Genomic DNA, 23,756 nt, shown 5'->3' on the forward strand with positions numbered 1-23,756 from the left:
CCTTAGAAATCCACGCTCAAGGAGACCCAGTGGCGCCGATCGACGGTTCGCTGATTTGGCTGCGACCCAGCCTTTCTCTGTTCGACGTGCGCCCCATCCAGCGACTGGACCGTATAGGCAATCTCACCCCGTTTTCCCCCAAGCTTGAAGGTATGGGCCAGGCGGGCATCAGTCCGCGCATATTTGTCGACTGAGGTATTACGCGTCCAGCGCATGCCGCCCACCCAGTAACGCGCCAGCGACAGGTCGAAACCAAGCGGCAATTTCTGCATCAGAAGCACGGACGAACTACGACGGGGCGCCGACTCATCTGCCAAACGAACGTATCTATCAGGGCTAGCACCTATATTGCTGCCAGGCGTCTCCAAAATCCGCTGGCCATTCTCGGAAAACCGACTATCAATCCTAATACTGTAGTGATTGAGCAATACACGAGTCATTTCCAGTGGTTGCCACTTGAATTGAACCTCGTAACCACGCATGGTGATGTCCTGAATCGACTGCTCGGAATCCGGTATCGGGGAAGCGCCTGTGCGAACGATCATCAAACGATCACTGACCCTCTCCCGAAAATGGCGCACATCCAGACTCATCCGCCAGTCGCGCCAGTCACCGAGGTAGGCTAGCTCCCAGCTGTCCAGCCTTTCGGCCGGCAATTGCGGATTGCCGATCCGGATGACCTGATTGGCAGCTGGCCCGCTCAGGTAATTGGCCCGATAGGCAAAAATACTGGAAGTCCGCCAAGCCTGAGCATAGCCGACCCGGACCGTGTTCTCCGTATTGAAATGAAACGCTAGGCTGGCACGCGGCGACAGGTGGTTACCCGCCAGGGTATCGTACTCACTGGATGCCCCAAGATTGGCAGTCACCCAGGACGAAGGCTTCCACTCGCTGTTGGCAAAGGCCCGCCATACCTGACGCGTCTCCGTTCCGCGATCGTGAAGCATGGTTTTTGAACTGACGGCATCGTGGCGCCAGCTAGCCCCCCAAACCAGGCGAACTTTGTCGATCGGCGAAAAGTTGTGCATTGCCTCGATTTCGTGGCGCCGCCCCCAATCGCCGGATTCATTGACTTCGTTGTAACCCGGCGGGCGGCTCGGATGAGTGTAGCTGTCATCGCCCCGGTCTTCGCTGAAGGTGTAACGCAACGAAAAGTCCGCACCATCTTCGAGCGTCCGTAACCAGCGCGTCTGTATCCAGAGCGACGACTCATCGAGCGCACGGAACGGGTTTCTTGTATCGACCACCGGCGGGGTCACGGTATCCAGTCGCCCGCGGGTGAATTCGCCGTCAACCCGGCCAAGATGCAGTTCAAGGCTGTCGCTGATGCTCGCAGCGTAGTTGACGCGTAGATCAAGGCGACGATTCCGGTAACTGTCACGCCAGTCGTAATCGTCATCGAGGCCCTCGTCCTTGGTCTCCTGGTAGGTCAGGCGATAACTGCCGTTATCGCCAATGCGCCCGCCGGTACGCAAGGTGTAGTCGCGTACGCCCTGGCTGCCGCTGCTCGCCGAGAGCGAGCTTCCCTGTACCAGCGAGGGATCGATGGTGATGATATTGACCACGCCGAGAAAGGCGTTGGTGCCGTAAGACACTGAATTGGAGCCACGAACCACCTCGATTCGTTCGATATCCTCCAGTGCCACCGGCACCAATGCCCAATTCATGCCATTGCGGAACAAGGGTGAATGCAGCGAACGACCATCGATCAGCACCTGAACCCGTGGCGAAAAATCGTTGTCGTCCGTAATCCCGTGATAATTGACCCTGGCCGCCGTATCGCTGTGAGCGAAGGTCTGGAAGCCCGGCACCAGACGGAAGATGTCGTTCAATGAACGAACACCCGAGGCTCGAATCATTTCACGATCAATCACCGTCACCGATGCGGGAGCATCGGCCAGGCGTTGAGGCAGGCGGCTGACCGAAGCGACAACGGGCAAGTCGGCAAAGAAAAGTTCATCGCTGGCTGAGGCGCCAGTTACCAGAAGCGACAGAATTAGCGGCGCAATGCGTGATGACAAGGCAATGCTCTTGTCAGACAGCTGGATGACCCGGCAGCGTCAAGGCAAACTTCCAGGCCTCGGCAAAACACACCGACTGCTCACCGAGTACCGCGCCATGACGCTCTGTCGCCACCACGCACAAGGCCAGGCCGGCCTGTTCGACCTGGGTGACGCCGGCCAGGTCGATTTCGTCGACTCCGACACGGGTCAACGCGTGCATGAAATCATTGCGCAAAGAGCCGTTGAGACCGCCGGCAATGCGCATGATCTTGCGCCCACCCACTTCGTGCACCGACAGGATGGAAGCCTTTCCCGATGCCAGCGCACCACGGATCGCATCCTCGATCACCACCTGATTGATCAGGCCGGCCTGGAAGCGGGCGCCGTAGAGATCACCGAGGCGACTGACCACGGTCACCGAGACATCCATCACCGGCGAGCCGAACAGCGAGAACTCACAACCAGCGGATTGTCCGATTTCGAGCGGGATGTCGCAGTGCATCATCAGGCCGGACATCGACAGGTTTTCGATGCAAGCTTCTCCGATCTTGCCACCAAAGCCCACCTTCGCCCGAGGCGGGACCCCGAAGCGGATGCGTTGATGTCGTCGCTGTTCGAGCATGCCTGCCCCTTGATATTGTTCGTTTGACTAGCCCGAATAGTACCAAAGTCCCATTTACATTCGCAGGCTGATGTCACGAATTGACTTTTCAACGACCGCTGGGTATCTTCAAGGCCGTCGGAAACCTCCGGCGGCGCCGATTTATCTCAGATTGCGGGCGCCTTAGAAATGCCGCTAAAGCGGGGCCCCCAGTTCGCGTTTTGGCCAACTGGGTTTTTTGTTTCTGGAATCATCATGCCGGGTATTGGCGTCGTCGAATCACAACGCATCCACTTCAGCGAACCGCTCCATCTGCGTAGCGGCGGCATCCTGCCGGCCTACGACCTGGCCGTCGAAACCTACGGTACGCTCAACGCCGCCCGCTCCAACGCCATTCTGGTCTGCCATGCACTGTCCGGCCACCATCACCTGGCCGGACATTACGCCGATGCACCGGACAATGTCGGCTGGTGGGACAACATCATCGGCCCGGGGCGGCCGCTCGACACCGACAAGTTCTTCATCGTCGGCCTGAACAATCCCGGCGGCTGCCACGGTTCGACCGGCCCGTCGTCGATCAACCCGACCACCGGCAAACCCTGGGGCGCCGATTTCCCGATCATCGCCGTCAGCGACTGGGTCAATGCCCAGGCCCGCCTGGCCGACAAGTTCGGCATCGATAGTTGGGCCGCGGTCATGGGCGGCAGCCTGGGCGGCATGCAGGCGCTGCGCTGGAGCATTTCCTACCCGGAGCGGGTGCGTAACGCGCTGATCATCGCTTCCGCACCCAAGCTCACGGCGCAGAACATCGCCTTCAACGACGTCGCCCGCCAGGCCATCTTGACCGATCCGGATTTCCACGGCGGTCATTACTACGAACACGGCACGCGCCCCGTCCGCGGCCTGCGCCTGGCCCGCATGCTCGGCCACATCACCTACCTGTCCGACGATCAGATGGGCGAGAAATTCGGTCGCGAGCTGCGCAACAGCTCGTTCGCCTTCGATTACGACGTCGAGTTCGAGGTCGAATCCTACCTGCGCTATCAGGGCGACAAGTTCGCCGGCTATTTCGACGCCAACACCTACCTGCTGATGACCAAGGCCCTCGATTACTTCGACCCGGCACGCCTCGACGACGGCGATCTGGTCAGGACCATGGCCCGCACGCATCCCGACACCAATTTCTTCGTCGCCTCGTTCACCACCGACTGGCGCTTCTCGCCGGCGCGCTCGCGGGAAATCGTCGCCGCGCTGCTGGCCAACGGACGCAAGGTCTCCTACGCCGAAATCGACCTCAACTTCGGCCACGACTCCTTCCTGATGGAAGACCCGCAATACCACGGCCTGGTTGCCGCCTTCCTGGGGAACATCGCCTTATGACCAATACGCTCGGACGCCCCGATTTCGACGTCATCGCCGGCTGGGTCGAGCCGGGACATCGCGTGCTCGACCTCGGTTGCGGCGACGGCGCGCTGCTCAAGCACCTGATCGAAACCCGCAATGTCCAGGGCTGGGGTGTCGATATCGAGGACGCCAACGTGCTGGCCGCCCTGCGCAACGGCATCAACGTGATCCAGAGCAACCTGGAAAACGGCCTCAAGGACTTCGCTGACGACGCCTTCGACCACGTGGTGCTGTCGCGCACCCTGCAGACGGTGCGCCACACTGAAGGCATCCTGCGCGAGATGCTGCGCGTCGGTCGCGAAGCGGTCGTTTCCTTCCCCAATTTCGCCTACTGGCAGAACCTGCGCTCGGTCCTCGACGGCCGCATGCCGGTGTCGGAAGACCTGCCCTACCAGTGGTACGACTCGCCCAACGTCCGCTTCTTCACGCTGCTCGATTTCGAAGCCCTGTGCGCGCAGATGGGACTGACCATCGTCGAACGCCGCGTGCTCGACGAAGCCGGTGAAATCATCCAGGCCGAGTCGCCGCGCGACCTGAATTTCCTCGGCAGCCTGGCCGTTTACCGCCTGACCCGTCCGCGCTGATGCCCGCCTGGCTGAACGCGATGTGGAACCGGCGGATGCTGATCTGCATCTTCACCGGTTTCGCCTCGGGATTACCGCTCTACCTGCTGCTCAATCTGGTGCCGGCCTGGCTCAAGACCGAAGGCCTGTCGCTGCGCGCCATCGGCGCCTTCGCGCTGATCCAGTTCCCCTACACCTGGAAATTCCTGTGGGCGCCGCTGCTCGACCGCTACGGCATCCTGCCCTGGCTCGGTCGCCGACGTAGCTGGATGTTCGTCTCGCAGATCGGCCTGGTCGCCGCCATCGGCTGGCTCGGCCAGTTGTCGCCGATCGATCACCTGTCGCTGGTTGTCGGCCTGACCGCCCTGCTCGCCTTCCTGTCGGCCACCCAGGACATCGCCCTCGACGCCTTCCGCCGTGAAATCCTGCCCGACCACGAGCTCGGTCTGGGCAACGCCATCCACGTCAATGCCTACCGCATCGCCGGCCTGGTCCCCGGCTCGCTGTCGCTGATCCTGGCCGACCACCTGCCGTGGAACCAGGTTTTCGTCATCACCGCTGCCTTCATGATTCCCGGCCTGGCGATGACGCTGCTGGTCAAGGAACCGCTGGCCGCAACGGGCAGCCCGCGCACGCTGCGCGATGCCGTGGTCGAACCCTTCCGCGAATTCTTCGGCCGCCACGGCGTGCAATCGGCGCTGCTGGTTCTGGCCTTCCTGTTCTTCTACAAGCTCGGCGATTCGCTGTGCACCGCGCTGGCCACCCCGTTCTACCTGGACATGGGCTACAGCAAGACCGAGATCGGCATCATCGCCAAGAATGCCGGCCTGTGGCCGATGGTCATCGGCGGCATCCTCGGCGGCATCTGGATGCTCAAGCTCGGCATCAACCGGGCCTTATGGCTCTTTGGCGTCGCCCAGATTGTGACCATCCTCGGCTTCGTCTGGATGGCCTGGATCGGTCCCGGCGAATCGACACCACTCCGTCTGGCGACGCTGGCCATCGTCATCGCCGGCGAAGCCGTCGGCGCCGGCCTGGGCACCACGGCCTTCGTCGCCTTCATGGCGCGGACCACACACCCGGCCTACACGGCCACGCAGCTGGCACTATTCACCAGCCTGATGGCGGTGCCACGCACCTTCATCAACGCCACCGCCGGCTGGCTGGTCGAGGCCATGGGCTGGACGCAGTTCTTCTGGCTGTGCTTTTTCCTCGCCGTACCGGGCATGCTGCTGCTGTTCAAGGTCGCGCCGTGGCGCGAGAATGGCGAACGGACTAGTCCAGTCGCCTGAGGCGGCGGCGATCCAGCCACCAGGCGTAGGCCGGCAGGATCAGTATCGAACCGGGTAGCAGCAGGACGATCAGGTAGGGAGAAAGATGGGCGATCCGACGTAGATGGATCAGCAGCTCGCGCCGCTCTTCGATGGTCCACTGCCCGCCGTTACGGGCTTTCATCAGCAGCGGCATCATGCCGCGCGTGGCCATCACCTCGCCGATCACCCGCTGCACTTCGCGCCGCTGCGACGACAGCAACTGCCGCCACCAGCCGGGCAGGGGCAAGACCAGGCGATCCATGCTAGAGGCGCGACAGGGTGTTGCGCATCGCCCGCCAGCCACGCCAGACGAAGAAACCGCGCTGGGCCCAACGCAAGGCCCGCCGGGGACGCACAACGACAGCGCCGGCAACGGCGGCGCCAACCGCCAGCGGATGCTGCTTGAGCCAGTCGACGCCGCGCAAGACGGCGTCACCGGCGGAGAAAACGCCGCCCAAGGCCTCGGCCTCGCGCGCCAGCGTCTGCCGCTGGCCAGCGATGCGAACGCCTAGTGCACCGCGCCGGGCGGCAAGTTCGAGCAGTTTTTCGTTCATTCGCGCGCACTGCCGCGCAATTGCGCGATGTCGGCGTCCAGTTCGGCCAGACTGCTACGGAACAGTCGGCTCGGTGCCTTGGCCTGCTGCCGTAGCGACAGCACCAGCACGGCGGCGCCGACGAAGAACAGCGCAGCGAACAGGCCGAAAACCACTACCCGCTGTTCCCAGAAGGCCAGCGCCAGGCTGAACACGGCCATGATAACCCCGAGCGCGATCAGGAATGCCGCGCCGATGGCCTTGGCCCACATCGCGATCAGGCGATATTTCTCTTCCTCGATCTCGACGGCGAGCAATTCCGCCCGCGTCCTGCCGATCGACAGGAGCGTCGCGAAAATGTTCTTCAGCGCGGCGAAGAGTCCCGGGCGCCCGGCGTCTTCGGGCGGCAACTGGGCCGACATCCGCTTAGCGGCGGCCGATCAGCACACCCAGGGCGACACCGACGATGGCGGCAACGCCGACGGCCTTCCACGGCTCGTCATGGACGAAATCGTCGGTGGCACGGGCGGCAGCCTTGGTCTTGTCGATAACGACATGTTCGAGATCGACGATGCGTTCCTTGGCATCGCGCAAGCGTACCGTCAGGCGTTCGCGCAGTTCGCCGACCTTTTCGCCGGCCACACCGGTGGTGGCACGCAGCAGTTCTTCGGTATCGGCAATCACGACCTTCAGGTCGGAAACCAGCTTGTCCTTGTTGGCGGCGGTCATTTGTTCTGACATTTTGTAACCTCGTCTGCGAGCGGTTGTTCAGGGATTACAGGTTAGCCCTTCCGGCAGCGTAAATCAATTCGCATTGGTCGCCAGAAGATAGTCGTAGTCGATGATCAGCGGGGCATGGTCGGAAAAGCGGCTGTCCTTGTAGATCGACGCCTGCCTGGCCGTCGCCGCCACCCCGGGGGTGGCGATCTGGTAATCGATGCGCCAACCGACGTTGTTCGCCCAGGCCTGCCCGCGATTGCTCCACCAGGTGTAGGCCTCGGCGGTCGCTTCGGGATGAAGCTGGCGATAGACGTCGACCCAGCCCAGCTCGTCGAACACCCGGGTCAGCCAGGCGCGCTCTTCCGGCAGGAAACCCGAGTTTTTCTGATTCGACTTCCAGTTTTTCAGATCGATTTCCTTGTGCGCGATATTCCAGTCGCCACACAGCACGATTTCCCGGCCTTCGGCGCGCAACGCCTGCATCTTGGGCAGGAAGACATCGAGAAAGCGAAACTTGGCTTCCTGGCGCTCCGGCGAGGAAGAACCGGACGGCAGATAAAGCGAGATCACCGACAGATTGCCGAAATCGGCGCGCAGATAACGGCCTTCGGCGTCGAATTCGCCGCCATCGAACCCCTCGATCACACTCACCGGCGCCGACCGACTCCAGACGCCAACACCGCTGTAGCCTTTTTTCTCGGCATGGTGATACGCAGCGTGCATGCCATCAGGCGCCCGCATCTCGGCAATCAGATCAGCCGCCTGGGCTTTCAGTTCCTGCAGACAGACGATGTCGGCCTGCTGCTGTTGCAGCCAGGGCAGCAGGTTTTTGCTCCAGGCCGAGCGGATGCCATTGAGGTTCAGGGAGATGATGCGTAACATTGCATTAATACCGGTCGTTTTCCAGACTGGAACTGGAGATTTATGGATTTTCGTCAGGATTTCATCGAGTTCGCCCTGAAATGCGAGGTGCTGCGTTTCGGCGAATTCAAGACCAAGGCCGGGCGGCTGTCGCCCTACTTCTTCAATGCCGGCCTGTTCAACGATGGCGCGTCCCTCGGGCGTCTCGCCGGATTCTACGCGAAAGCCGCCAAGGCTGGCAGCGTCGACTTCGACATGCTGTTTGGCCCGGCCTACAAGGGCATTCCGCTGGTCGCCGCAATCGCCATCGCCTTGGCCACCGAAGGCAGCAACTATCCTTTCGCCTTCAATCGCAAGGAAGCCAAGGATCATGGAGAGGGCGGCACCATCGTTGGCGCCCCGCTGAGCGGCCGCGTGCTGATTGTCGACGACGTGATTTCGGCCGGCACTTCGGTGCGCGAATCGGTCGAACTGATCCGTGCCGCCGGCGCCACGCCGGCCGGCGTCCTGATTGCCCTAGACCGCCAGGAGCGCGGCCAGGGCGAGTTGTCTGCGGTTCAGGAAGTCCAGCGCGACTACGGCATCCCGGTAGTTGCCGTCGCCGGCCTGCGCGACCTGATGACCTACCTCGAACACCATGCCGAGTTCGCCGGACACCGGGCTGCCGTCGCCGCCTACCGCGAACGCTACGGGGTCGATGTCTAGGGCCGTCGTCGCCCTCCTGTTGAGCTTGCTGGCCGCTCCGGTGTGGGCGGCGGCAGGCGAATTGTTCTGCTGTACCGAACCCGCCAGCGGTCGCCGCATCTGCGCCGACATGTTGCCGCAACAATGTCGCGGCCTGGCCTACCGGGTTTTCGACCGGGCCGGCAACCCGATCCGCGACGTCGCCGCACCGCTGACCCCGGAACAGAAAGCGGCCGCTGCCGCCGAAGCGCAACGCAAGAAAGAAGAAGAGGAAAAACGCCTCGAACAGCGGCGCATCGACCAGGCGCTGCTGACCACCTATGCCACGGCCGAAGACATCGACATGGCCCAGCGCAAAGCGGAAGGCGATGTCCAGCTGACCATCCAGACGGCCACGGCCAAGATCACCGACTTGCAGAAATCGCAACGCAAGCTGGCCGAAGAAGCCGAGTTCTACAAACGCAAGGCGATGCCGCCCGAACTCGACACCAAGCTGCGCACCGTCGGCCACGAAATCCGCCTGCAGCAGGAGCTGATCCAGGTCAAGCGCAAGGAACTGGAAGCCATCCGCAGCAAATACGACAGCGACCGCCAGCGTTACTTCCAGCTGACCGGGCGCTCAAGCGCCCAGCCCGCCGAACGTTAAGCCCCCAGCTTCTTCTTCAGCAGTTCGTTGACCTGCTGCGGGTTGGCTTTGCCCTTGGCCGCCTTCATCACCTGACCGACCAGCGCGTTGAACGCCTTTTCCTTGCCGGCGCGATACTCGGCCACATTGGCCGCATTGGCAGCCAGCACCTCGTCGACCAGCGACTCGATGGCACCGCTGTCGGTGATCTGCTTCAGGCCCTGCTGGTCGATGATCTCGTCAGCACTCGCGCCTTCGCCATTCCACAGCGCCTCGAAAACCTTCTTGGCGATGTTGTTGGAGATGGTGTTGTCGGCGATGCGCGCCACCAGGCCGCCCAGTTGCTGCGATGACACCGGCGACTGGGCGATCTCCAGGCCGTCCTTGTTCAGGCGGGCAGCAAGATCGACCATGACCCAGTTGGCACACGGCTTGGCCGAGGCCTGACCGGCAACACCAACGGTGGCCTCGTAGAAATCGGCGATTTCCTGGCTGGCGGTCAGCGTCGTCGCGTCATAGGCGGACAAGCCGAGTTGCTCCATGAAACGCTGGCGCTTCTGTACCGGCAGTTCGGGCAATTCGCCCTTGACCCGCGCGACCCAGTCATCGGAGATGACCAGCGGCAGCAAGTCCGGATCGGGGAAGTAACGGTAGTCGTGTGCGTCTTCCTTGCTGCGCATCATCCGCGTTTCACCACTGTCCGGATCGAACAACACGGTCGCCTGCTGGATGGCGCGGCCTTCCTCGATCTCGTTGATTTGCCACTGCACCTCGAAATCAATGGCCTCCTTGAGGAAACGGAAGGAATTCAGGTTCTTGATCTCGCGGCGCGTACCAAAGGGGGCACCGGGGCGACGCACGGACACGTTGGCGTCGCAGCGGAACGAGCCCTCCTGCATGTTGCCGTCGCAAATGCCGATCCAGCGTACCAGCGCATGCAATGCGCGGGCGTAGGCGACGGCCTCGTCGGACGAGCGCATGTCGGGCTCGGTGACGATTTCGAGCAGCGGCGTGCCGGCACGATTGAGGTCGATGCCCGACTTGCCGTGGAAATCCTCGTGCAGCGACTTGCCTGCATCCTCCTCGAGGTGGGCGCGGGTCAGGTTGACCGTTTTTTCGTAAGCCTTGTCGCCGCTGCCCACCTGGACGGTGATCGCGCCGCCCTGCACCACCGGCAGTTCGAATTGGCTGATCTGGTAGCCCTTGGGCAGGTCGGGGTAGAAGTAGTTCTTGCGCGCAAACACCGACTTCGGGGCAACGTGGGCGCCGATGGCCAAGCCGAAGCGGATCGCGCATTCGACGGCCTGGCGGTTGAGCACCGGCAGCACGCCGGGCAGCGCCAGATCAACGGCACAGGCCTGAGTGTTCGGTGCGGCACCAAAGGCGGTCGAGGCACCCGAGAAAATTTTCGAAACGGTCGCCAGTTGTGCGTGCGTCTCGATACCGATGACAACTTCCCATTGACTCATGCTTAGTTCCGTTCAGTGACAGCGACCGTTGCGTGCATCGACGACGACCGGCCAGAGGTATTCGAAAGCCTTGCCTTCGCAGGATTTGGGGCAACTGTTGAAGGCGATGGTCACCTTGTGCTCCTGCTCCCACATGCGCACGGTGCAGTTGCTCTCCTGCTTGTGCCGCAACAGCACCTGCGGCAGCTTCGCGTCCTGGGCAAAATCCTTCATGTTGAAGTTGCAACTACCGCGCCCCTTCATGCTGACCTGGGCATCGAAGGATTTCACTTCGGCTTCCTTGACCAGCAGATTGAGCCGGGTCACGGTACCGATCGCATCGCTGTGCGAGCAACGCGAGCGGACGTTGAGCGGCCGGGTCGGCTGCGGCTTCAGGTTACGGTTGGCCAGGTACTTCAAGGTCGAATTCTTGAATTTCGGCGTTTCCTCAGCCACCGGCGGTGCCGGCTCCGGCACCGGCTCGGGCGCTGGCGGCGGCGAGGCACAGGCCGCCAGCAGGGCGGCACCGACCAGCGCGAAGACAGTGCCGCGCATCTTATTCGATACCCTGAGGACGCCGCTGATGCCAGTCGGTCGCTTGCTGGTAGCGATGCGCGACGTTGAGCAGACGAGCCTCGTCGAAGTAGTTGCCGATCAGCTGCAGGCCAACCGGCAGGCCACCGGAGAATCCGCAAGGCAGCGCCATGCCGGGCAGGCCGGCGAGGTTGACGGCGATGGTGTAGATATCGGACAGGTACATCTGCACCGGGTCGGCGGATTTCTCGCCGAGCTTGAACGCGGTCGTCGGCGAGGTCGGCCCGAGGATCACATCGCAGGACTTGAAGGCGTCGACGAAATCGTTGGCGATCAAGCGGCGGATACGCTGCGCCTGCAGGTAGTAGGCATCATAGTAGCCGTGCGACAGGACGTAGGCGCCGATCAGGATGCGGCGCTTGACCTCTTCGCCAAACCCCTGCGCCCGCGTCTTCATGTACATGTCGTCGAGGTTGCCGTAATCCGGCGCACGGTAACCGTAGCGGACGCCGTCGAAGCGGCTCAGGTTCGAGCTCGCCTCAGCCGGCGCAATGACGTAGTAGGCCGGCACCGAGAGGTGCGAGTTGGGCAGCGAGACGTCGACGATGGTCGCGCCGAGCCGGCGGTATTCGTTGATCGCTTCCTGCACCGCGTCCATCACCCCGGCGTCGCAGCCGGCGGCGAAAAATTCCTTGGGCAGGCCGATGCGCAGACCGGCCAGCGGCTGCTCGAGGCTGCGCGTGTAATCCTCGGCCGGGCGTTCGAGCGAGGTCGAATCGCGCGCGTCGAAACCGGCCATGGTGTTGAGCAGCAGCGCGCAATCCTCGGCGGTGGCGCCCATCGGGCCGCCCTGGTCGAGCGACGAGGCATAAGCGATCATGCCGTAGCGCGAGACCACGCCGTAGGTCGGCTTGAGGCCGGTCAGGTTGCACAAGGCGGCCGGCTGGCGGATCGAACCGCCGGTGTCGGTGCCGGTCGCCGCCGGTGCCAGACGGGCGGCAATCGCCGCGGCCGAACCGCCGGACGAACCGCCGGGGACGCGCTGGCGATCCCAGGGGTTCTTCACCGGGCCGAAGAACGAAGTCTCGTTCGACGACCCCATGGCGAATTCGTCCATGTTGGTCTTGCCCAGCGACACCAGGCCGGCATCGCGATGCATCTTTTCGATCACCGTCGCGTCATAGGGCGCAACGAAGTCGGCAAGCATCTTCGAGCCGCAGGTGGTGCGCCAGCCTTCGGCGCAGAAGATGTCCTTCTGGGCGATGGGGATGCCGGTCAGCGGACCGGCCGTGCCGGCAGCAATGCGGGCATCGGCCGCAGCGGCCATGGCCAGCGTTTTTTCGTGGTCGACGGTGACGAAGGCGTTGATGTCGGGGTTCAGACGCTCGATCCGGTCGAGAAACAGCGTGCTCAGTTCGACGCTGGAGACTTCCTTGGCTGCCAGGGCCTGCGACAGTTGCTTGAGTGTCTTGTCGATCATTCGATCACCTTCGGCACGAGATAGAGACCGGCCTCGGTTTCCGGTGCGACGGCCTGGTAGGCGGCGCGCCGGTCGGCCTCGCTGACGGCGTCGGGACGCAGGCGTTGCGAGACGTCCTGGGCGTGCGCCATCGGCTCGACGCCGGTGGTGTCGACGGCCTGCATCTGCTCGATCAGTTCGAAGATGCCGTTGAGATGGCCCTGGGTGGTCAGAGCCTCGGATTCGCTGACCTCGATGCGGGCGAGATGGGCGATCCGTTTAACCTGTTCTGAAGTAAGCGACATGGCTTGAAAAAGACTTTTTGCAGCGCACAAAGTCTTAAAAACGAAAGCGTTGTAAGGTATCATAAAAGCTTTATCTACCGCATCCCCCGCGCGGAGCTCAACAGATGTTCGGATTCCTCTCCAAGTATTTTTCCAACGACCTCGCCATCGACCTCGGCACGGCCAATACGCTGATTTACGTGCGTGGCCGCTCGATCGTCCTCGATGAGCCGTCGGTCGTTGCGATCCGCCTCGAAGGCGGCCCCAACGCCAAGAAAACCATCCAGGCCGTCGGCAAGGAGGCCAAGGAAATGCTTGGCAAGGCCCCCGGCAGCATCACCGTCATCCGGCCGATGAAGGATGGCGTGATCGCCGACTTCACCGTCACCGAGCAGATGCTCAAGCAGTTCATCAAGAAGGCGCACGACTCGAAGCTGTTTTCGCCGAGCCCGCGGATCATCATCTGCGTGCCGTCCGGCTCGACCCAGGTCGAACGCCGCGCGATCCGCGAATCGGCCCTCGGCGCCGGCGCCAGCCAGGTGTACCTGATCGAGGAACCGATGGCCGCGGCGATCGGCGCCGGCCTGCCGGTTTCCGACGCGACCGGCTCAATGGTCGTCGACATCGGCGGCGGCACTACCGAAGTCGGTGTCATCTCGCTCGGCGGCATGGTCTATGCCGGTTCGGTGCGCGTCGGCGGCGACAAGCTCGACGAAGCGATCATCAACTACATCAGCCGCAACTACGGCATGATGATCGGCGAAAACACCGCCGAAAACATCAAGAAGACCATCGGCTCGGCCTTCCCCGGCGCCGAAGTCAAGGAAATGGAAGTCTCCGGCATCAACAAGGCCGAAGGTATCCCGCGCAAGTTCACGATCTCGTCGAACGAAATCCTCGAAGCGCTGACCGACCCGCTCAACCAGATCATTTCCGCCGTCAAGTCGGCGCTGGAAAAGACGCCGCCGGAACTCGGCGCCGACATCGCCGAAAAGGGCATGGTCCTGACCGGCGGTGGTGCCCTGTTGCGCGATCTCGACCGCCTGCTGATGGAAGAGACCGGCCTGCCGGTAATCGTTGCCGACGAACCGCTGACCTGCGTCGCCCGCGGCTGCGGCATGGCGCTGGAAAAGATGGACAAGCTGGGCAGCATCTTTGCCTCGGATTAACGCGTCGACCGCAAGCCTGCAGGATTGATCGCGATGGCTGGCACCGACCACGCTCCACCGCCTTTCTTCAAGCGAGGGCCAGCACCGCTGGCCCTTCTGACTTTCTATGTCGCGATCTCGCTGGCGCTGTTCGTCGTCGACCTGCGACTGAAAAGCCTCGACCTGCTGCGCCAGAGCATTGCCCTGGTCACCGATCCGATCCAGCGCATCGCCCAGACGCCGGGCAGCCTGGTCGACAACGCACTCGGCTACCTGCGCGGGCTGGACGACTTGCTTGAGGAAAACACCGGCCTCAAGCAAACGCAGCTGCAAACCGCACCGAACTTGCAGCGCCTGGAACACCTGGAGAAGGAAAACGAGCGCCTGCGCAAACTGCTGGCGGTCAAGGAGCGGGAAAAAGCCAAGGGCGAAGTGGCCCAGATCATGTACACGGCCCGCGACCCCTTCTCGCACAAGATCATCGTGGACAAGGGGCAGCAATCCGGCATCGTTGCCGGCCAACCGGCCATCGACGAATCCGGGGTGGTCGGCCAGGTCACCCGGACCTTCCCGTTCTCGTCGGAAATCACCCTGATCACCGACAAGGACCAGACGGTACCTGTCCAAGTGGTTCGTACCGGCCAGCGCTCTGTGGTTTTCGGCCTGGGCAAAGGACGACTCGAATTGCGCTACATCCCGGCCAACGCCGACATCCAGGAAGGCGACCTGCTGGTCACCTCAGGGCTCGACGGCATCTACCTACCCGGCTTTCCGGTTGCCCGTGTGGTCAGCATCGAGCGCGAACACTCCTACGCCTTCGCCCGCATCCTGTGCGCACCTGTAGCCGCCGTCGAGAATTTCGGCGAAGTCCTGGTCCTCTCGCCACGCCAGCCGCAAGCCCCCCGCCCACCCGACGCAACCGGGCGTAGCGGCAACACGGGCACCCCCGTCAAGGCGGGAGCAAACTGATGCAGCCAACCTTCTCCTCATCGCGCATCCTGCTACCGGTCCGGCCCTGGTTCATCGCCTTCAGCCTGCTCACCGCCCTGCTGCTGAATTTCCTGCCAACCGCTCAATGGCCCGGCATCCCTGATTGGGTTGCACTGGTGCTGTGCTTCTGGAGCATCCGCGAACCGCGTCGCGTCGGCATGGGTTGGGCCTTCGTCCTCGGCCTGATGATGGATGTCGCCGACGGCGCCGCGCTCGGCCAGCATTGCCTGGCTTACGTCCTGCTGGCCTACATCGCCGCCAGCCAGTCCCGGCGTATCCTGTGGTTCCCGCTGGCCCAGCAGGCTTTGCAGGTGCTGCCCATGCTGCTGGCCAGCCAGTTCATCCAGCTCGCCATGCGCATGCTGGCCGGCGCCGATTTCCCGGGGTGGGGGTTCCTGATCGGTCCGCTGATCGCCACCTTCCTGTGGATTCCCGCCACCTTCCTGCTACTGCTGCCGCAATATCAGCCGGTCGAGCGGGACGAAAACCGTCCGCTCTGACCGCCGTCGGCAATGAACGACTTCCATCACAGCGAACAGGACTCGGATCGCTTCCGCAACCGCCTGGTCATCGCCGGCAGCTTCGTGCTGCTGTGTTTTGCCCTGCTCTTCGGCCGCTTTTTCTATCTGCAGGTGCTGCAGCACGAGTACTACGCGACGCGCGCCGAAAGCAATCGCATCTCGCTGGTCCCGGTGATGCCCAACCGTGGCAATATCGAAGACCGTAACGGGGTCATCCTGGCGCGCAACTACTCGGCGTTCACGCTTGAAATCACCCCATCGAAAACCCTGGGCCTCGAAGAAACCATCGACCAGCTGGGCGAGATCGTCGAAATCCAGCTCAAGGACAGGCGACGCTTCAAACGCCTGCTCGAGGAGTCGAAAAACTTCGAATCCATTCCCATCCGTACCCGCCTGACCGACGAGGAAGTCGCCCGCTTTGCCGCCCATCGCTATCGCTTCCCTGGCGTCGAGGTCAAGGCCAGGCTGTTCCGCCAGTATCCGGAAAACTCGCTGGCCGCGCATGCGATCGGCTACATCAGCCGGATCAACACCAAGGACAAGGAGATGATCGAGGCCAGCGGGCATGGCGCGAACTACAAGGGCACCGAGCATATCGGCAAGATCGGCCTGGAAGCGCATTACGAATTCGAACTGCACGGCACCGCCGGTTACGAACAGGTCGAAGTCGATGCCGGCGGCCGTGCCGTGCGCGTCCTCTCGCAAACGCCGCCGACCCCCGGCAACAATCTGAAGCTGACGCTGGATGCCGAGTTGCAGCGGGTTGCCGAGCAGGCCTTTGGTGGTCGCCGCGGCTCGCTGGCCGCCATCGACCCCAGCAACGGCGCCGTGCTTGCCCTGGTTTCCTCGCCCGCCTTCGACCCCAACCTGTTTGTCGACGGCATCCGCTTCGACGACTGGGATGAGCTGAACAATCATCCGGACAAACCCCTGCTCAACCGTGCCATCTACAGTACCTATCCGCCGGGTTCGACCTTCAAGCCGCTGATGGCACTGGGCGCACTGACCACGGGCAAACGCACCCCCGGCCAGGCCATCGCCGACCCCGGCTTCTTCAATTTCGGCAACCGTCGTTTCATGGACGACAAGGTCGGCGGTCACGGCATGGTCGACATGCACAAGTCCATCGTCGTCTCGTGCAACACTTACTACTACGTCCTGGCCAACGACATGGGCATCGACAACATCGCCCGCTTCATGGGCGACCTCGGCCTCGGCCGACGGACGGAAATCGACATTCCCGGCGAGGCGACCGGCATCCTGCCGTCACCCGAATGGAAGCAGCGCCGCTTCAAGAAACGCGAACAGCAGAAATGGTATCCCGGGGAGACCATCTCGATCGGCATCGGCCAGGGATACAACGCCTATTCGACCCTGCACATGGCGCATGCTCTGGCCAACGTACTCAATTATGGCCAGGTTTTCCGGCCGCACCTGGTCCATTCGATCACCAACCCGACCACCGGCGAGGTGCGCATGGTCGAACCGCAGCCGATCCGCCAGATTGCACTCAAGCGCGAACATGTCGACGTAATCAAGCGCGGCATGGCCGGGGTCGTCAAGGAAGGTACCGGTGCCCGCGTCTTCGCCGGCGCCGCCTATGATTCCGGCGGCAAGACCGGAACCGCCCAGGTCTTCAGCCTGAAAAGCGGCCAGAAATATGTTGCCGGCCAGGTTCGCGAACGCCTGCGCGACCACTCCTGGTACGTCGCCTTTGCCCCGGTGGACAACCCGAAGATCGTCGTCGCCGTGATGGTCGAAAACGGCGGTTTCGGTGCCCAATCGGCGGCACCAATCACCCGCCAGTTGTTCGACTACCACCTGACCGGCAAGCGCCCGGGCGGCCCGGCACCGGAAGTCGACAGCCCGGATGAAGAGGAAGCCATCGACCTGATTCAGGAGAGCACCGATGAAGCTCATTAAGCGCATCATCCAGAACATCCTGGCCCACCTCGACATGCCGCTCTTCCTGATCGTCATGGCGCTGATGGGCATCGGCCTGATGACCATCTATTCGGCAACCGCCAGCGACGGCTTCTGGAAACTGGACAAGCAGTTGATCAACATCGCTGCATCGACCGTCGTCATGCTGGTCGTCGCCCGGACGCCACCCCAGACCTTGATGCGCTTTGCCGTCCCGCTCTATGTACTCGGCGTCGTCCTGCTGATCGGTGTCGCGCTGTTCGGCATCGTGGTCAATGGCTCGCGCCGCTGGATTTCGCTCGGCGTGGCGCGCATCCAGCCGTCCGAAATCATGAAGATCGCCATGCCGCTGATGCTGGCCTGGTATTTCCACAAGCATGAGTCGATGCTGCGTGCCCGGCATTTCGCCGTTGCCACGGCGATTCTACTGATCCCTATCGCCCTGGTGCTCAAGCAGCCTGACCTCGGCACCTCGCTGCTGATCGGCGCCGCCGGCTTCTTCGTCATCTTCTTCGCTGGCCTGCCGTGGAAGATCATGCTCGGCCTGGGGGCTGCCGCCGGCGCCGCCATGCCTTTTGCCTGGAACATGCTGCACGACTACCAGCGACGGCGCGTACTGACCTTGCTCGACCCGACCTCGGACCCGCTTGGCGCCGGCTATCACATCATCCAGTCGACCATCGCCATCGGCTCGGGCGGCGGCGTCGGCAAGGGTTACCTGAACGGCACCCAGACCCACCTGGAATTCATCCCGGAAAAACACACGGACTTCATCTTCGCCGTCTTTTCCGAGGAATGGGGCCTGCTCGGCAACGGTATCCTGCTGATCCTGTTCACGCTGCTGATCGGCCGCGGGCTGATGATCGCCGCCGCTGCGCCGACCATGTTCTCGCGCCTGCTGGCTGCGGCCCTGACCCTGGTCTTCTTCATCTACGCCTTCGTCAACATGGGCATGGTCTCGGGTATCCTGCCGGTGGTCGGCGTCCCGCTGCCCTTCATCAGCTACGGCGGCACCGCGCTGCTGACCCTGATGCTCGGCGTCGGCATCCTGATGAGCATCCATACCCACCGCATGCTGGTAAAGAAATGACCGCTTCCCTTCGCCTGCTGGCCCCCCTGACTTTCACCCTATTGCTCGCCGCCTGCGGCAGTCAGCCGGAGCGGCCGGCCAGCAGCGCGCCGGCGACCCCGAGCGCTGGTACCAGCCGCCCGGCACCCCCGCCGCCGGTTGCCACCCCGCGCGGCGGCGGTTATTACAAGGATGACGGCCCGGCCAGCGAGATTCCGGACAACCTGGACCAGATCCCCGACGCGGTACCGCGCTGGGAGCCGCTGCACCGGCCGGCACTGCGGCCGTACGAAGTATTCGGCAAACGCTACGAGCCAAACACCTCGGTCCGCCCGTACAAGGCCCGTGGCCTGGCCAGCTGGTACGGCAAGAAATTCCACGGTCAGAAAACCTCGATCGGCGAACCCTACGACATGTTCGCCATGACCGCCGCTCACCCGACGCTGGCCCTGCCGTCGTATGCCCGCGTCACCAATCTGCAGAACGGGCGCTCGGTCGTCGTTCGCGTCATCGATCGCGGCCCCTTCCACGCCGGACGCATCATCGACCTCTCCTATACCGCCGCGCACAAACTGGACATCATCCGCAACGGCAGCGCCCAGGTCGAAGTCGAGGCCATCGTCCCGACCGGCAGCAGCACCAGCTACGCCCAGGTGGCACCGCCGCCGCAGCCGGCAGTCAGCCCGCCGGTAGTGGAAAACGCTCTGCCGGCAGGGGTTTACCTGCAGCTCGGCGCCTTCGCCAATGCCGACAACGCCGACAACCTGAAGCGCCATCTGGTCGGCGAACTCGACTGGGTCAGGGAAGAAATGCACATCGTCCGGGCCAACGGCCTGCACCGTCTGCAGCTCGGCCCCTATGCCTCACGCCCGGCAGCCGAAAATATCGCCGAACGCATCCGCAGCGCACTCGGCTACAAGCCAACCATCGTCCTGCGCTAAGAACCTCAGGGACGTGGTGACAGAATGACGCGGGCGGTCACGATGTTGCCGCGGCCTTCGTATTCAAGACTGGAAAAACTGGTCAGCCGCGCCATCGCGATACCGCGCCCGTTGGGATCAAAAGCCCGCTCGGGGTCGAAATCGAGGAATTTCTGCCAGTCGAAGCCCTCACCTTCATCGGTGATGCGGAAACTGATCGCCTCGGTACTGCATGTCACCTGGATCGTCGCCCGCCGACCACTGAACGGTGCAATGTTGAGCCGGCGGCGGATTTCTGCCTCCCAGTCGCCATCCCACTTGAGCAGCGATTTTTCACGATAGGTGATACCCAGGTTACCGTGCTCGACGGCGTTGAGCATCAGGTCCGACAGGCCCGGCGCGACGCGGTCCGGATCCGGGCACAGGGCGGCCAGGACCGGCACCAGACAGGAGACTTCCTCCAGCGTGGCAAAACCGTACTCGGCGCCGACCAGCAGCTTCTGCGCTTCCTCGAGGCGGGCCGCCCGGGTGCGCAACGAAGCCCGGGCCCGCCGGTCGTCAAGGGCAGCACGGACAATCGAAATCAGCGCTTCCGGTGCATACGGCTTGGTCAGGTAGTAGTAAGCCCCGGCCTCCAGCCCCTCGCGCACCTGCTCCGGTGCCGAGGCGGCCGTCTGCATGATCACCGGCACGTCTTCGAAACGGTGGTCGGCCTTGATCCGGCGCAACAGTTCGATACCGTCCATGCCGGGCATCATCCGGTCGAGCACGACCAGCGAGAAATCGCTGCCCGGCTCGGCCAGTCGCTGCCAGGCCTGCAGCGGATCGCTGAACAACTCTAGAGCCAGCTTTTCCTGCTCGAGAAAATCCTCGATCAGCATCAGGTTGATGGCTTCGTCGTCGACAACGAGAACGTGATTCTGGGACATGGATGCTGAATGCCGATGCAGGAATGTTGCCGGAATCCTAGCACGAGCCAGGGCTTTGATGAGGATCAATGGCTGGCCCGGCGCACTGGCTATACTTTCCCCCTTCTCCGGAATGAATGTTTCTCATGCCCACCTTGCCCGATCTCGTTTGCCCCGCTGGTAGCCTGCCGGCGCTCAAGGCAGCCGTGGATAATGGCGCCGACGCCGTCTATCTCGGATTCAAGAACGATACCAATGCGCGTAATTTCGCCGGTCTGAACTTCGACCAGAAAGGCATGAGCGACGGTATCCGCTACGCCCACGGCAAAGGCCGCGAAATCCTGCTGGCGATCAACACCTTCCCGCAGGCCGGGCGTACCGCCGACTGGCACAAGGCGGTCGATGCCGCCGTCGACCTCGGCGTCGATGCGATCATCCTGGCCGACGTCGGCCTGCTCGATTACGCCACCCGCCGTCATCCGCAACAACGGCTGCACCTGTCGGTCCAAGGGTCGGCGACCAGCTACGAGGCGATCAATTTCTGCCAGCGCGAATTCAACATCCGGCGCGCCGTCCTGCCGCGCGTGCTGACGCTGGCCCAGGTCGAGCATGTGATCCGGAATACCTCGGTGGAAATCGAAGTCTTCGGTTTCGGTAGCCTGTGCGTGATGAACGAGGGTCGCTGCTGGCTGTCGTCGTACGCCTGCGGCGAGTCGCCGAATACCGTCGGCGCCTGCTCGCCGGCCAAGTACGTCAAGTGGGACAAGCAGCCCGGCGCCATGGAAACCCGGCTCAACGGCATCCTCATCGACCGCTTCGGCGACGACGAACCGGCCGGCTACCCGACGCTGTGCAAGGGCCGCTTCGACGTGCAGGGCGAAACCTATTACGCGCTTGAGGAACCGACCAGCCTCAACGTCCTGTCCATCCTGCCCGATATCCTCAAGATCGGCGTGCGCGCGATCAAGGTCGAAGGCCGGCAGCGCAGCCCGACCTACGTCACCCAGGTGACCCGAACCCTGCGCGCCGCACTCGATGCGCTGCGCGAAGGCGACGCGCGCTACCACGTCAAGCCGGCCTGGCAAAGCGAACTGGCCAAGGTTTCCGAAGGCAGCCAGGCGACGCTCGGCGCCTACAACCGGCCGTGGAGATAAGCATGAAACTGTCGCTCGGCCCCCTGCTCTACTTCTGGCCCAAGGCCGAAGTCATGGCCTTTTACGCGGAAATGGCCCAAAACCCGGCCCTCGACGTCATCCATGTCGGTGAAGTGGTCTGTTCCCGGCGCCAGCAGTTGCGCACCAGCGACTGGATCGGCCTGGCCCGCGACCTGACCGACGCCGGCAAGGAAGTCATCGTTTCGGCGCAGGCCCTGCTCGAATCGGAGAGTGACCTGAAGGCCCTCCGCCGCCTGGTCGACGACGCAGGCTGCAAGGTCGAAGCCAACGACCTCGGCGCGGTCAATCTGGTTTGTGGCAAACCCTTTGTCGCCGGGCCGCACCTGAACATCTACAACGAGGAAACGCTGGCCACCTTCGCCCGCTACGGCATGTGCCGCTGGGTACCGCCGCTGGAAGCCTCGCGCCAGATGATCGAGCACCTGCATCGTTACCGGCCGGCCGGCGTCGAGACTGAGGTCTTCGCCTTCGGCAAACTGCCGCTGGCCTTTTCGGCACGCTGCTTCACCGCCCGTCATTACGACCTGAACAAGGACGATTGCCAGTTCAAGTGCCTCGACCATGAGGAAGGACTGACCCTGCGCACTCGCGAAGGCCAGGAATTCCTGACCATCAACGGGATCCAGACGATGTCGGCGCAGACCTACAGCCTGCTCGGCGACATGCCGGCGCTGCGCGAGATCGGCATCGACATTATCCGCCTCAGCCCACAGAAGAAGCACATGGCCGAAATCATCGCTGCCTTTGCCGCCGCCGGAAGCGGACAAGTCACCGCGCCCGACACCTCGACCTGGAGCGAAAGCGGCCTGGTCAACGGCTACTGGCACGGCGACGCCGGTATTGCGGTACATTCCGCCAACGAACTTCCCGGAGTCACCGCATGAGCCCGAACTTCGTCATTCCCCGTTTCCGCCTGCCGGCCTTCATCGCCCGCTTCGGCCACAAGCTGCCGCAATGGCCGCATACGCTGGCCCTGGTCGGCGCACTGAACGCCGCCCTCAAACTCAAACTGCTGCCCGAAAGCGAACTGGCGGCACTGGAAGACAAGCTGTTCCGCGTCCGCGTCCTCGATACCGGCGGCGAAGCCAACTATACCTTCCGCAACGGCATGTTCCGCCCGGTTTTCCAGGCCCAGCGCGAACCCGACCTGGCGTTCGCCGCCAACCTGTCGGCCTTCCTGCAGTTGCTCGCCCGCCAGGAAGACCCGGACACGCTGTTTTTCAACCGCGAACTGGAAATCACCGGCGACACCGAGCTCGGGCTGATCGTCAAGAACATGCTCGACGCCATCGAATTGCCGGCCTTGCCGCAACTCCCCCTGCCCGGACGTTGACAAGCCCGCACTCGGCGGGCTTGGCTGGGGGTAGACGCGGAATCAGTTAGCGCTGGTTTCGGCGATGAAAATCTCGACCCGGCGGTTCATCGCCCGTCCCTGGGCGGTGGCATTGTCGGCAATCGGTTCACGCGAACCACGACCATCGATGGCGATCCGCGACGAGGCGACACCGCGCGGTGCCAAGTAATCGCGCACGGCCGCCGCCCGATTCACCGACAGCGGGTTATTGACCGCATCGGAGCCAACACTGTCGGTATGGCCGATGATGGTCACCCGGGTCACCGGATGCTGGGTCAGCCCCTGCGCCAGCTTGTCGAGGACCGGACGCAAGGACGGCTTGATGTCGTAACGACCGGAATCGAAGGAAACATCGCTGGGAATCTCCAGCTTCAGGCGATTATCGGCCGTCTGCGTGACGTCGATGCCGGTGCCGGCAGTCGCCTGCTCCATCGCTGCTTTCTGTTCCTGCATCCGCTTCGACCACAGGTAACCACCACCGGCGCCGATAGCCGCACCGGCAGCAGCACCGATCAGCGCTCCTTCACCACGATCCGAGCGGTTCGAAGTTGCCGCGCCGAGAACCGCCCCGGCGACGGCTCCTATCGCCGCACCGGTACCGGTGTGGCGCTGGGTTTCATCCATGTTGGCGCAACCCGTGAGGACCAGGCTGGCTGCACTGAGCATCAGTATCGTATTTTTCATTGTTCTCTCCTTGCTTGTTCGACGAGTGACCA

Annotated in this window: 27 protein-coding genes; 14 read left to right on the forward strand and 13 right to left on the reverse strand. The window is 63.0% G+C overall.

The annotated features are described in order from the left end of the window. Positions 1-2 precede the first annotated feature (2 nt). Entirely contained in the window at positions 3-2,021 is a 2,019-nt protein-coding gene (locus tag AADV58_RS00875; protein WP_341743814.1) for a TonB-dependent receptor plug domain-containing protein, read from the reverse strand. A gap of 13 nt (positions 2,022-2,034) precedes the next feature. Then, positions 2,035-2,625, reverse strand: coding sequence for a PilZ domain-containing protein (locus AADV58_RS00880; RefSeq protein ID WP_028994050.1), 591 nt, complete (start codon positions 2,623-2,625; stop codon positions 2,035-2,037). Positions 2,626-2,853: 228 nt separating this feature from the next. Between AADV58_RS00880 and metX the strand changes: the two genes are divergently transcribed. Genes metX through AADV58_RS00895 form a run of 3 tightly spaced genes read left to right on the forward strand, consistent with a single transcriptional unit; the run spans position 2,854 to position 5,863 of the window. Continuing rightward, positions 2,854-3,984 (forward strand): homoserine O-succinyltransferase MetX, encoded by a 1,131-nt coding sequence (metX, locus tag AADV58_RS00885; RefSeq protein ID WP_341744520.1) that lies wholly within the window; start codon positions 2,854-2,856, stop codon positions 3,982-3,984. Then, a complete protein-coding gene (gene metW / locus AADV58_RS00890) occupies positions 3,981-4,592 on the forward strand; it encodes a methionine biosynthesis protein MetW (protein ID WP_341743815.1) in 612 nt (203 codons plus the stop codon). The genes metX and metW overlap by 4 nt, the downstream gene beginning before the upstream one ends. Next, positions 4,592-5,863 (forward strand): AmpG family muropeptide MFS transporter, encoded by a 1,272-nt coding sequence (locus AADV58_RS00895; RefSeq protein WP_341743816.1) that lies wholly within the window; start codon positions 4,592-4,594, stop codon positions 5,861-5,863. Before metW ends, AADV58_RS00895 begins: the two co-directional genes overlap by 1 nt. On the opposite strand, the gene AADV58_RS00900 is transcribed toward AADV58_RS00895, so the two are convergent. From AADV58_RS00900 to AADV58_RS00920, 5 genes are all read right to left on the reverse strand, one after another. Next, positions 5,847-6,146 (reverse strand): hypothetical protein, encoded by a 300-nt coding sequence (locus AADV58_RS00900; RefSeq protein WP_341743817.1) that lies wholly within the window; start codon positions 6,144-6,146, stop codon positions 5,847-5,849. The genes AADV58_RS00895 and AADV58_RS00900 overlap by 17 nt on opposite strands. Position 6,147: 1 nt before the next feature. After that, entirely contained in the window at positions 6,148-6,438 is a 291-nt protein-coding gene (locus AADV58_RS00905) for a YqjK family protein (RefSeq protein WP_341743818.1), read from the reverse strand. Next, the gene (locus AADV58_RS00910) at positions 6,435-6,839 is read right to left on the reverse strand and encodes a phage holin family protein (RefSeq protein ID WP_341743819.1); all 405 of its coding nucleotides are present in this window, start codon (positions 6,837-6,839) and stop codon (positions 6,435-6,437) included. The genes AADV58_RS00905 and AADV58_RS00910 overlap by 4 nt, the downstream gene beginning before the upstream one ends. A 4-nt stretch (positions 6,840-6,843) precedes the next feature. Further along, positions 6,844-7,158 (reverse strand): DUF883 family protein, encoded by a 315-nt coding sequence (locus AADV58_RS00915; protein ID WP_028994044.1) that lies wholly within the window; start codon positions 7,156-7,158, stop codon positions 6,844-6,846. A gap of 63 nt (positions 7,159-7,221) precedes the next feature. Next, entirely contained in the window at positions 7,222-8,019 is a 798-nt protein-coding gene (locus AADV58_RS00920; RefSeq protein WP_028994043.1) for an exodeoxyribonuclease III, read from the reverse strand. 42 nt (positions 8,020-8,061) lie between these two features. Here AADV58_RS00920 and pyrE point away from each other — a divergent pair, with 42 nt between their 5' ends. Together pyrE and AADV58_RS00930 are read left to right on the forward strand one after the other, a co-directional pair. Further along, complete coding sequence (gene pyrE, locus AADV58_RS00925) at positions 8,062-8,703, forward strand: orotate phosphoribosyltransferase (RefSeq protein ID WP_028994042.1); 642 nt, start codon at positions 8,062-8,064, stop codon at positions 8,701-8,703. Beyond that, positions 8,696-9,328, forward strand: a complete 633-nt coding sequence (locus tag AADV58_RS00930) for a hypothetical protein (RefSeq protein ID WP_281985540.1) — start codon at positions 8,696-8,698, stop codon at positions 9,326-9,328. Before pyrE ends, AADV58_RS00930 begins: the two co-directional genes overlap by 8 nt. On the opposite strand, the gene gatB is transcribed toward AADV58_RS00930, so the two are convergent. From gatB to gatC, 4 genes are read right to left on the reverse strand one after another with little or no spacing between them, the layout of a single operon-like run. Continuing rightward, entirely contained in the window at positions 9,325-10,776 is a 1,452-nt protein-coding gene (gene gatB, locus AADV58_RS00935) for an Asp-tRNA(Asn)/Glu-tRNA(Gln) amidotransferase subunit GatB (protein ID WP_341743820.1), read from the reverse strand. The two genes, AADV58_RS00930 and gatB, sit on opposite strands and share 4 nt — an antisense overlap. A 12-nt stretch (positions 10,777-10,788) precedes the next feature. Continuing rightward, complete coding sequence (locus AADV58_RS00940; protein WP_281985545.1) at positions 10,789-11,310, reverse strand: hypothetical protein; 522 nt, start codon at positions 11,308-11,310, stop codon at positions 10,789-10,791. 1 nt (position 11,311) lies between these two features. Then, positions 11,312-12,769 carry an Asp-tRNA(Asn)/Glu-tRNA(Gln) amidotransferase subunit GatA gene (gatA, locus tag AADV58_RS00945; RefSeq protein ID WP_341743821.1) on the reverse strand — a complete coding sequence of 486 codons (1,458 nt, stop codon included), beginning with the start codon at positions 12,767-12,769 and terminating at the stop codon, positions 11,312-11,314. Beyond that, the gene (gene gatC, locus AADV58_RS00950) at positions 12,766-13,053 is read right to left on the reverse strand and encodes an Asp-tRNA(Asn)/Glu-tRNA(Gln) amidotransferase subunit GatC (protein ID WP_281985548.1); all 288 of its coding nucleotides are present in this window, start codon (positions 13,051-13,053) and stop codon (positions 12,766-12,768) included. Before gatC ends, gatA begins: the two co-directional genes overlap by 4 nt. Before the next feature lie 104 nt (positions 13,054-13,157). Between gatC and AADV58_RS00955 the strand changes: the two genes are divergently transcribed. The 6 genes from AADV58_RS00955 to AADV58_RS00980 are packed head-to-tail and all read left to right on the forward strand — an operon-like array spanning position 13,158 to position 19,624. After that, positions 13,158-14,201 carry a rod shape-determining protein gene (locus tag AADV58_RS00955; protein ID WP_028994038.1) on the forward strand — a complete coding sequence of 348 codons (1,044 nt, stop codon included), beginning with the start codon at positions 13,158-13,160 and terminating at the stop codon, positions 14,199-14,201. 33 nt (positions 14,202-14,234) lie between these two features. Beyond that, entirely contained in the window at positions 14,235-15,149 is a 915-nt protein-coding gene (gene mreC, locus AADV58_RS00960) for a rod shape-determining protein MreC (protein WP_028994037.1), read from the forward strand. Then, positions 15,149-15,670: a rod shape-determining protein MreD gene (mreD, locus tag AADV58_RS00965; RefSeq protein WP_028994036.1), complete on the forward strand. Its 522-nt coding sequence runs from the start codon at positions 15,149-15,151 to the stop codon at positions 15,668-15,670. The genes mreC and mreD overlap by 1 nt, the downstream gene beginning before the upstream one ends. A 12-nt stretch (positions 15,671-15,682) precedes the next feature. Then, positions 15,683-17,614 carry a penicillin-binding protein 2 gene (gene mrdA, locus AADV58_RS00970; RefSeq protein ID WP_028994035.1) on the forward strand — a complete coding sequence of 644 codons (1,932 nt, stop codon included), beginning with the start codon at positions 15,683-15,685 and terminating at the stop codon, positions 17,612-17,614. Next, entirely contained in the window at positions 17,601-18,704 is a 1,104-nt protein-coding gene (rodA, locus tag AADV58_RS00975) for a rod shape-determining protein RodA (protein WP_341743822.1), read from the forward strand. The genes mrdA and rodA overlap by 14 nt, the downstream gene beginning before the upstream one ends. Beyond that, a complete protein-coding gene (locus AADV58_RS00980; protein ID WP_281985552.1) occupies positions 18,701-19,624 on the forward strand; it encodes a septal ring lytic transglycosylase RlpA family protein in 924 nt (307 codons plus the stop codon). Before rodA ends, AADV58_RS00980 begins: the two co-directional genes overlap by 4 nt. A gap of 5 nt (positions 19,625-19,629) precedes the next feature. On the opposite strand, the gene AADV58_RS00985 is transcribed toward AADV58_RS00980, so the two are convergent. Continuing rightward, entirely contained in the window at positions 19,630-20,532 is a 903-nt protein-coding gene (locus AADV58_RS00985; RefSeq protein ID WP_028994032.1) for a response regulator, read from the reverse strand. A gap of 125 nt (positions 20,533-20,657) precedes the next feature. On the opposite strand from AADV58_RS00985, the gene ubiU reads away from it, so the two are divergent. Genes ubiU through ubiT form a run of 3 tightly spaced genes read left to right on the forward strand, consistent with a single transcriptional unit; the run spans position 20,658 to position 23,019 of the window. Then, positions 20,658-21,665 carry a ubiquinone anaerobic biosynthesis protein UbiU gene (gene ubiU / locus AADV58_RS00990; protein WP_341744521.1) on the forward strand — a complete coding sequence of 336 codons (1,008 nt, stop codon included), beginning with the start codon at positions 20,658-20,660 and terminating at the stop codon, positions 21,663-21,665. 2 nt (positions 21,666-21,667) lie between these two features. Further along, positions 21,668-22,570, forward strand: a complete 903-nt coding sequence (locus AADV58_RS00995; RefSeq protein WP_341743823.1) for a U32 family peptidase — start codon at positions 21,668-21,670, stop codon at positions 22,568-22,570. Beyond that, the gene (gene ubiT, locus AADV58_RS01000) at positions 22,567-23,019 is read left to right on the forward strand and encodes a ubiquinone anaerobic biosynthesis accessory factor UbiT (protein ID WP_281985556.1); all 453 of its coding nucleotides are present in this window, start codon (positions 22,567-22,569) and stop codon (positions 23,017-23,019) included. Before AADV58_RS00995 ends, ubiT begins: the two co-directional genes overlap by 4 nt. Positions 23,020-23,061: 42 nt before the next feature. Here the strand turns inward: ubiT and AADV58_RS01005 are convergent, their stop codons facing one another. Then, entirely contained in the window at positions 23,062-23,724 is a 663-nt protein-coding gene (locus tag AADV58_RS01005; protein WP_028994028.1) for an OmpA family protein, read from the reverse strand. Positions 23,725-23,756: the final 32 nt, after the last annotated feature.

The sequence above is a fragment of the Azonexus hydrophilus genome (assembly GCF_038368255.1).
In the GTDB taxonomy this organism is placed as follows: Bacteria; Pseudomonadota; Gammaproteobacteria; order Burkholderiales; family Rhodocyclaceae; genus Azonexus; species Azonexus hydrophilus.